Here is a 9,105-nt window from a genome sequence, read left to right on the forward strand (position 1 = left end):
CGGCCGGGCGCCCCCCCCGGCGGCGGCCCCCCCGCGGGGGGGCGCCGGGCGGCCCCCCCCCCCCCCCCCCCCGCGGCCCCCCCCCCCCCCCCCCCCCCCCCCCGGGCGGGGGCGCCCCCGCGCCGGGTCGGAACTCAGGAGTTCCGGGTCAGTCCGCGCAGTTGTGCGCCGCGGAGCGGGCCGCGCCGATCGTCACGTCGATGCCGGTCGCGCTGGTGAGGTGGACGGCGGTCACCTCGATGCCGTCGGCCGTCTTCTTCTGCTCGTTCACGACGAGCCGGGCCAGGCCCAGGTCGATCGTGTGGTCGGGCGTGTCCGGCACGTCGACGACGGCGCCGGCGATCTTCAGGGTGAGCGAGGTGCTGCCGGTCTGCCGCGTGCAGCTGCTCGTCGCGGTGGCGGTCAGGCCGGACACCTCGACGACGGGCAGTCCGGCGATGCCGACGCGCGCCTTGCTCACCGAGGCGGTGGCCGTCGCCGTGCTCGGGCCCGTCTTGGCGTCGACCTTCGCGCAGAGCGCCTCCGCGCTCAGGACGAGCGTGGAGACGGACGCGGTGCAGGGCGGGGCCTTGGTGACGGCGCCCGCGGTGCGGACCTCACCCGTGTCCGGGGTCGGGTCGACCTTGACGGAGAGCAGGGGCAGCGGGACGTTCGCCGACAGGCCGAAGGCCCGGCCGGTGACGTACTGGAGGCTCACCGCGGCCTCGGCCTTCGACGCCTTGTACGCGTCGTCGCCCGCGAACTCGGCGGTGACGGGAACGGTCGCGTCCGCGTTCAGCGGCTGCTGGACGGAGGCGATCGTGCAGGCGGCCCGGCCCTGGTCGTCGGTCTTCGCCGCGCACTTCTGCGCCGCGTCGCCCGCGCCGAGGGTCAGGGCGACCTCGCGCCCGGTCACCGGGGCGCCGCCGTCCTTCTCGGTGAGGGTCGCGGCCAGTTCGGCCGGGGACCCGTTCGAGACCGTCTTCGCCCCCGTGTACGCGAGCTGTGTGTCCTTCTGGACGGGCGGCTGCGGGGCGCCGGCGCCGACGTCCAGCAGGTTGGCATCGATGTTCAGCGACACCCCGCCGTACGACTGCGTCAGATCACCGGAGTACTGCTTGATGCGCTGGTGGTCGGCCCACAGCGCGGCGGGGATCCGCGGCTCGTCGGTGGTGGCGTTGTCGTCCCACTTGGCGAAGTCGATGACGTCGGGGGCGAGGTAGCCGCCGCCCTGCGCCGCGTCGACGAGGTCGGTGATCAGCGAGGACAGGCTGCCGTACGCGCCGGATCGGTAGCCGAGTTCGTGGACGGTCCGGGTCCAGGACTCCAGGAACGCGGTGACGACGGCGCCGTGTTCCCCGTCGTAGTGCTCCATGTTGTAGTAGAGCACCGAGCCGGCGGGCAGTCCGAGGGCGCCGGCCGCCTGGACGGCGTCGCGGGCCGAGGCCGCGCCGTCCGCGACGGGATCGTCGATGACGTCGCAGGTGCCGTTGCAGCTACCCGCGTCCGCCGAGGCCTGCGGGCCGACGTAGATCGGGAAGTACTTCCAGCCCGCGTCGTACTGGGCCCGCATCCAGCCCGCGTCGACGGTGACGCCGCACCCCGCGTTCACACCGCCGATGTAGACGCCGACGGCGCCGTACGGCGAGGCGCCCTTCCAGGCCTGCATCTGGGCGGCGGACGGCGCCGCGCAGCGGTCGAAGCCCTTGCCCTGGAAGGACGTGGAGTCTTCGGGCAGCGCGGCGGCGGCCGCGGTCTTCCCGGCCGTCCCCGTCGTCCCCGTGGACCGGACCGTCCTCGCCTCCGACACCGGCAGGCCGGCGCTGCCCAGGACGCGCTCGACGTCCTTGCGGTCGCCGCTGTAGGTGGCGGTGATCTCGAGGCCGGGCGCCGTGGCCCGGTAGGAGTGGTCGGTGGTGTCGCGGGTGACGCGGGTGGTGGACGCTGCCCCCTCGCGCGTCCGGTCGGCGGGCTGTACGAGCATGGCCTCGGTGCGGCCCAGCGCCTTGGCCGGACAGTCCTGCCGCGCGCCCGGCGTGCCGAGGTACACGGCGTGCCGGTCGAAGCGGACGCAGGTGTCCGGGTGCCGGTCGAGGTCGATGACGTCCCAGGACTCCGGAACGGTGAACGTGCGTCCCTGGTAGGTGACTTGGTCGGTTGCCGGTGCGCCGTCGGCCGGTGCGGCCGCCTGGGCGGCCGTCGCGGTGCCGAGCGTCCCGGCGGTGAGCGCCGCGGTGGCGGCGCAGGCGAGCAGTGCGCTGCGCAGGGTCGTGCGCGCGCTGCGAAGTGGTCTGTGCCGAGTGATGGTTCCCCCTGAACCCGGCGCCGGCCGTGCATGACCGGCGCAACTCCAGCGTTGACCCACGGGACACTGCGGGACCGGCGCGTCACCCGTCAATCGCCGCCCCGGTGCACCCCGGGGGAACCGGACGCCGCGTCAGGGCCCGCGCCAGGTCCGGCCGTCACCCTTACCGGGAGTAGTACGCGCAACGTGTTCGAAATGTGGTGCGGGCGGGGCGAGAAGGGCCGGGTCAGGGCCGCGCCCCCTTGCGCGGCCCACACACGCACGCACACGAGACACACGCCGTCTCCACCGTCACCGGTTGTCCTGATCGCGCCCTCGGGCCCGCCGCCGGGTCAACGCCCTCTATTGTTGCGCGAGTTGAACGTCAGCACGGAACGGGGGACACGTCCGGCATGCCCAGGAGTCACGACGGCGCGAAGCGCGGTGCGGCCCTCGTAGAACCGCTGGAAGCGACGGATCCGCAGCGCGTGGGCCCGTTCCAGCTGCTCGGCCGGCTGGGCGCGGGCGCCATGGGGCGGGTGTATCTCGCGCGGTCCGAGAGCGGCCGTACGGCGGCTGTGAAGGTCGTGCACGAGGAACACACCTCGGACCGCACCTTCCGGGACCGGTTCCGCCGCGAGGTCGGTGCCGCGCGCCGTGTCGGCGGCGGGTACACCGCGCGGGTCCTCGACGCCGACCCCGAGGCGGAGCGCCCCTGGATCGCCACCGGCTACGTGCCCGGCGTACCGCTCGAACAACTGGTCCGGGAGAACGGGCCGTTGCCCGCCGACACCGTCAAGGTGCTCGCGCACGGCCTCCTGCGGGCGCTGCGCACGGTCCACGAGGCCGATGTCGTGCACCGCGACCTCAAGCCGTCGAACGTGATGGTGACCGTCGAGGGCCCCCGCGTCATCGACTTCGGGATCGCCCGCGCGCTGGAGACCTCCGCCGAACCGCGGCTGACCGGCACCGGCATGGTGGTGGGCACGCCCGGTTTCATGGCGCCGGAGCAGGTGCGCGGGGAGAAGGTCGGGCCGAAGGCGGACGTCTTCGCGCTGGGCTGTGTCCTCACCTGGGCGCTCACGGGCCGTCTGCCGCACGGGGAGCCGGCGAGCAACAACCACTCCCTGATGTACACGATCGTCCACGACGCGCCGAAGCTGTCGCTGATCGAGGACGAGGACCTGCGGGCGTTCGTCGGACGCTGTCTCGTCAAGGACGCCGGCGAACGGCCCGACGTCGAGACACTGCTGGCCGGCCTGCCGTGGCCGGAGGACGGCGCACGCGACAGCGAGTGGCTGCCGCCGGCGGTGGTGGTGCGGCTGGCGCGGCAGACGGCGCTGCTGCTCGAGATCGAGGCACCGGAGGACGTGCCGCCCGCGCCGGACGCGGATGAACCCGCCTCCGGCGACGCGTCCGCGCCCCGCGCGCCTTCGCCCGCACCCGCGACCACGACGGCCTCGGGCCACAACAAGACCGCCTGGATCGTGCTCGCCGCGGTCCTCGCCGTCCTGATGACCAGCGGCACGGTGTACTACTTCGTCAGCCAGCGCCCCGACAGCTCGGACCTGGCCGAAGGGCCGACCGGCACGGCCTCGCCGTCGGTCACGGCGTCGGCGGGCACCGCGTCACCGTCGGCGAGCGGCACGAAGGACGCCGGAAAGAAGGAGAAGGACGAGCCGAAGGGAGCGCGGAGCGACGCCCCCGAGGGCGGCGGGGCCGGACCCACGGCACGTCCGGCGGAGGCCGCCGACGGCGACGGGGCGGACGCTCCGGCGGGCGGCTCGAAGGACGGGGGCAGCTCGGGCGCGGCCGGCGACAGCGGGTCCTCCGCCACGAACGCCGTGCCCTCGTACTTCGTCGGCACCTGGAAGGCGAACCTGCCCACCTACGGCGGCTGGCCGCCGGACAGCATCGTGATCCGCAAGGCCGCGACGGGCGAGCAGGCGGTCACCTTCACGACGGCCAACGGCTACCCCAACTGCACCTACGTGGCGCGGCTCGTCTCCGTGCAGAACGGCGGGAAGCGGCTCGTCCTCGGCGAGGGGAACCCGGACGAGTCCCGCTCCGGGACGGGCTGCCAGACGATCGCCGCCTCGTACGTGGACGCCGACGCGCCGTCCAGCATCGACTACTTCCAGAACCAGACCCAGACCGCGCCGGGCAACGCCGGGAAATACACCCGCTCCTGACCTCACGCACCCGCCCCGCGCAGCGCGTCCAGCATCCGCCGCTGGTGCCGGTGCCCGATCGTCTCGTACCCCACCACCGTGACGAACGGCGCCAGCATCACGACGAGCAGGCACACCGCCACCGGGACCTCGGCGGCCGCGAGCAGGACGGCGAGGGCCAGCATCGCCAGCGTGCAGGCGATCAGCAGGAGGTGGAAGCGGTCGGCGGCGGACAGCAGCAGGGTGTGCAGCAGATAGACCGTCAGGAGGTAGAGACCGACGGGCAGGGCGAGCGCGAGGACGACGGCGACGTGGCCGATCTTCGCGTGGTGCTCCAGGGAGAGGCCCGCGACGTGGAGTCCGGCCCCGGCGCCCGCGATCCCGGCGAACAGCGGGATGTGCCCGTACCCGAAGAGGTAGCCGCGCTGTCGCCGGTGCACCAGGATGTCGCCGAACGGGGTGGAGAAGTACACCCACCACATGCCGAAGGTGAGGCCGACGCCCGCGACGACGACGGCGACCGCGTTCCACGTCCACTCCGTGCCGTCCGCGCCGCCGAGCAGGTCGCCCGAGGAGGCGACGGTTCCGACGACGCCCTCGCCGAGGGTGATGATGGCGAACAGGCTGTACCGCTCGGCCACATGGTGCGGATGCCAGGGCGTGCCGCCGGCCCGGCCCTGTGCGAGGACGGGGAGCACGAGTTCCATGGCGCCGAGCAGGACGAAGCACGGGAACACGACGGCCAGCGACAGATGCGAGAAGGCGAGCGCGACCCATCCGAGCTGGATGACGACGATCCAGCGGATGTTGGCCATGCCGACCCTGCGGTACTCGGGCGACTCCTTGGCGGCGCGCCACCACTGGAGCACCATGCCGACGCGCATGACGACGTAGCCGAGCACGATGACCCGCAGTTCGAGGTGGTCGCCCTCCTCGACGGAGTGGAACATCGCGGGGATGCCGAGCGAGAACACCACGACGCCGATCATCGTGATCATGGTGAGGACGCGGTAGAGCCAGTCGTCGGTGCCGAACGCGGAGGCGAACCAGCTGTAGCTGATCCAGGCGACGCTGATGGCGAACATGGCGAGGACGAACGCGGTGACGGCCTGCCCGGCGTGCCCCTCGGCGACCATCTCGGCGAAGCGGGAGGCCGCGGTGCCGACCGCCACCACGAAGGTCAGGTCGAACAGCAGCTCAAGTGGGGTGGAGACGCGCTCGCGCTCCCCCGGGTCCCGGCCGGTCATCGGCACCCGGCTGTGCGCGAGTCTGCCCCGCCCGGGCTCACGGTGATCGAAGTCGCTCATGGGCACGATGATGCCGCACCCGCGGATCTCCTCAACCCGGTGTCGCGCGCGCCGCGCGGGCGCCATACTCGCCCCGGCAGAGTTGACATGTGCTCAACTTTTTCGTCTGCGCGCGTTCATCCCACCGTCTCCTCCCACCCCCCAGGAGTTCCCATGGCGCCTGCCGCGCTCCCCCGCTTCACCCGCGTCGCCGTCACGGCCGCCCTCGCGCTGGCCGGTCTCGCGACCACCGTGCCCGCGGCGCACGCGGAGTCGGCGACCCCGAGTCTGCGGGTCCTGACGTACAACACGTTCCTGATGAGCCGGAACCTGTACCCGAACTGGGGCCAGGAGCACCGGGCCGCGGAGATCCCGAAGGCCGACTTCTTCCGCGGCCAGGACGTCGTCGTGCTCCAGGAGGCCTTCGACAACAGCACGTCGGACGCGCTCAAGCAGGCGGCGTCGGCGCAGTACCCGTACCAGACGCCGGTGGTCGGGCGCAGCACGAGCGGCTGGGACGCGACCGGCGGCTCGTACTCGTCGACGACGCCGGAGGACGGCGGGGTGACGCTGCTCAGCAAGTGGCCGATCCTGCGCAAGGAGCAGTACATATACAAGGACGCGTGCGGCTCCGACTGGTGGTCGAACAAGGGGTTCGTGTACGCGGTCCTGAACGTGAACGGCGCCAGGGTGCACGTCGTCGGCACGCACACCCAGTCGACGGACTCCGGCTGCGGCGCCGGGGAGGCGCGGGCGGACCGGGCCGCGCAGTTCCGGGCGATCGACTCCTTCCTCGCCGCGAAGAACATCCCGGCGACGGAGCAGGTGCTGGTGGCCGGTGATTTGAACGTGGACAGCCGCAGCGCCGAGTACGCGTCGATGCTCGACAACGCGAACCTGGTGCCGGCGGACGCGCGCGCCGGGCATCCGTACTCCTTCGACACCCAGGAGAACTCGATCGCGCGCTACCGGTACCCGGACGACCCGCGCGAGGACCTCGACTACGTGCTCTTCCGCGAGGGGCACGCGCGGCCAGCCGGGTGGACCAACACGGTGGTGCAGGCGCCGACCGCGCCGTGGACCGTGTCGAGCTGGGGCACGAGCTACACGTACACCGACCTGTCCGACCACTACCCGCTGGTGGCCTCGGCGGGCTGACCTGCCCGTACGGTGGCGCGCGGGCCGGGGCGGGCCACGTAGGCTCGTCCCGTGCCCGCCCCGTTCCCCGCCCTGCGCCGTGTCGCCGTCCTCGTGCTCGAAGGAGCCAAGCCGCTCGACGTCGGCATCCCCGCCCAGGTGTTCACGACCCGCGCGAGCATGCCGTACGAGGTCCGGGTGTGCGGGGCGGCGCCCGGCCTGGTGACCGGCGGCGACGGGCTCGCGTACTCGGTGGCGCACGGTCTGGAGGCGCTGGGCTGGGCGGATCTGGTGTTCATCCCGGGCTACCGCTTCCCGGACCGGGAGGATCCGCCGCAGGCCGTGCTCGACGCGCTGACCGCCGCGCACGAGCGGGGCGCGCGGCTCGCGGCGATCTCCACGGGCGCGTTCGCGCTGGCGGCCACGGGCCTGCTGGACGGCCGGCGGGCGACGACGCACTGGCACTACACGCGGGCGCTCGCCGCGCGGCATCCGCAGATCCGGGTCGACGAGAACGTGCTGTTCGTCGACGAGGGCAGTGTGCTGACGTCGGCGGGCGCCGCGTCCGGCATCGACCTGTGTCTGCACATCCTGCGCGGCGAGCTGGGCGTGGCGGCGTCGAACCACGCGGCGCGGCGTCTGGTCGCGGCGCCGTACCGCAGCGGCGGTCAGGCGCAGTACGTGCCGCGGAGCGTGCCGGAGCCGCTCGGCGAGCGGTTCGCGGAGACCCGCGAGTGGGCGCTGCACCGGCTGGGCGATCCGCTCACCCTCGAAGTGCTGGCGCAGCACGCGGCGGTGTCGCCGCGCACCTTCTCGCGGCGGTTCGTCGCGGAGACCGGGTACACGCCGATGCAGTGGGTGATGCGGGCCCGGGTCGACCTGGCGCGCGAGCTGCTGGAGCGCTCGGAGCGGGGCGTCGAGCAGATCGCCGCCGACGTCGGGCTCGGGACCGGCGCGAATCTGCGGCTGCACTTCCAGCGGATCCTCGGGACGACGCCGAGCGAGTACCGGCGGACGTTCGCCCGCGGCGAGTAGCGGGCACGTCGCGGGGGCGTTTCGCGCGTGTGTCGCGATCCTTGCGGTTCGTGGCGATCATCGCCCTGTTCGCCGCGGGCGCCGGGCGCGAGTCTTGGGGCGGACGAAAGGACTTCCTCACATGACCCGCATCGCCATCAACGGATTCGGCCGCATCGGACGCAACGTGCTGCGTGCCCTCCTGGAGCGCGACACCGACCTCGAGGTCGTCGCCGTCAACGACCTGACGGAGCCCAAGGCGCTCGCGCAGCTCCTCGCGTTCGACACCACGGCCGGCCGGCTCGGCCGCCCGGTGAGCGTCGACGGCGACACCCTGGTCGTCGACGGGCACCGCATCAAGGTGCTCGCCGAGCGCGAGCCGGTCAAGCTGCCCTGGCGCGAGCTCGACGTCGACCTGGTCCTGGAGGCGACCGGCCGCTTCACCTCGGCCGAGGCCGCGCGGGACCACCTGACCGCGGGTGCCCGCAAGGTGCTGGTCGGCGCCCCGTCCGCGGGTGCGGACGTGACCCTCGCGTACGGCGTCAACACCGACGCGTACGACGCGGCGGCGCACACGATCGTCTCGAACGCGTCCTGCACCACGAACGCCCTGGCCCCGCTCGCGTCGGTCCTCGACAAGCTGGCCGGCATCGAGCACGGCTTCATGACGACGGTGCACGCCTACACGCAGGAGCAGAACCTGCAGGACGGGCCGCACCGCGACCCGCGCCGGGCCCGCGCGGCCGGTGTGAACATCGTGCCGACGAGCACGGGCGCCGCGAAGGCGATCGGTCTGGTGCTGCCGCAGCTCGACGGCAAGCTGTCCGGCGACTCGATCCGCGTGCCGGTGCCGGTGGGCTCGATCGTCGAGCTGAACGCGACGGTGTCGCGCGAGGTGACCCGCGACGAGGTGCTGGCCGCCTACCGCGAGGCCGCGCAGGGTTCGCTGGCCGGGGTCCTGGAGTACTCCGAGGACCCGCTGGTCTCCGCCGACATCGTGGGCAACCCGGCGTCCTCGATCTTCGACTCCGAGCTGACCCGCGTGGACGGCAAGCACGTCAAGGTCGTCGCCTGGTACGACAACGAGTGGGGCTTCTCGAACCGCGTGGTCGACTCGCTCACGCTGCTCGCCCAGGGCTGAGCCCCGGATCCACCGCACCGGGGGGGCGCCGCGGCCCCGCCCCCCCCCGGGCCCGCGGCCGCGCGCGGGGGGGGAGGCCGCCGCCGCCCGCGG

General features: G+C 73.3%; 6 protein-coding genes. 4 read left to right on the top strand and 2 right to left on the bottom strand.

The features are described from left to right. Positions 1–148 precede the first annotated feature (148 nt). A complete protein-coding gene (locus ACFW9D_RS25115; protein WP_384625076.1) occupies positions 149–2,344 on the bottom strand; it encodes a choice-of-anchor P family protein in 2,196 nt (731 codons plus the stop codon). A gap of 332 nt (positions 2,345–2,676) precedes the next feature. Between ACFW9D_RS25115 and ACFW9D_RS25120 the strand changes: the two genes are divergently transcribed. Then, on the top strand, positions 2,677–4,455 hold the full coding sequence (locus tag ACFW9D_RS25120; RefSeq protein WP_384625078.1) for a serine/threonine-protein kinase: 1,779 nt from the start codon (positions 2,677–2,679) through the stop codon (positions 4,453–4,455). A gap of 2 nt (positions 4,456–4,457) precedes the next feature. Here ACFW9D_RS25120 and ACFW9D_RS25125 read toward each other — a convergent pair whose 3' ends face one another. Next, entirely contained in the window at positions 4,458–5,741 is a 1,284-nt protein-coding gene (locus ACFW9D_RS25125) for a low temperature requirement protein A (protein ID WP_384625080.1), read from the bottom strand. Between the two features lie 153 nt (positions 5,742–5,894). Between ACFW9D_RS25125 and sph the strand changes: the two genes are divergently transcribed. From sph to gap, 3 genes are all read left to right on the top strand, one after another. Then, the gene (sph, locus tag ACFW9D_RS25130) at positions 5,895–6,878 is read left to right on the top strand and encodes a sphingomyelin phosphodiesterase (protein ID WP_384625083.1); all 984 of its coding nucleotides are present in this window, start codon (positions 5,895–5,897) and stop codon (positions 6,876–6,878) included. A 51-nt stretch (positions 6,879–6,929) separates the two neighbouring features. Next, a complete protein-coding gene (locus ACFW9D_RS25135; RefSeq protein WP_188340605.1) occupies positions 6,930–7,892 on the top strand; it encodes a GlxA family transcriptional regulator in 963 nt (320 codons plus the stop codon). Between the two features lie 121 nt (positions 7,893–8,013). Then, complete coding sequence (gap, locus tag ACFW9D_RS25140) at positions 8,014–9,012, top strand: type I glyceraldehyde-3-phosphate dehydrogenase (protein ID WP_384625087.1); 999 nt, start codon at positions 8,014–8,016, stop codon at positions 9,010–9,012. Positions 9,013–9,105: the final 93 nt, after the last annotated feature.

It is taken from the genome of Streptomyces sp. NPDC059524, assembly GCF_042749255.1.
Lineage (GTDB): Bacteria > Actinomycetota > Actinomycetes > Streptomycetales > Streptomycetaceae > Streptomyces > Streptomyces xanthii.

What these genes read in the sequence shown, in the direction of transcription:
- ACFW9D_RS25120 (WP_384625078.1), top strand. Translation starts at nt 2,677, where the DNA reads ATGCCCAGGAGTCACGACGGCGCGAAGCGCGGTGCGGCCCTCGTAGAA.
- ACFW9D_RS25125 (WP_384625080.1), bottom strand. Translation starts at nt 5,741, where the DNA reads ATGAGCGACTTCGATCACCGTGAGCCCGGGCGGGGCAGACTCGCGCAC.
- sph (WP_384625083.1), top strand. Translation starts at nt 5,895, where the DNA reads ATGGCGCCTGCCGCGCTCCCCCGCTTCACCCGCGTCGCCGTCACGGCC.
- gap (WP_384625087.1), top strand. Translation starts at nt 8,014, where the DNA reads ATGACCCGCATCGCCATCAACGGATTCGGCCGCATCGGACGCAACGTG.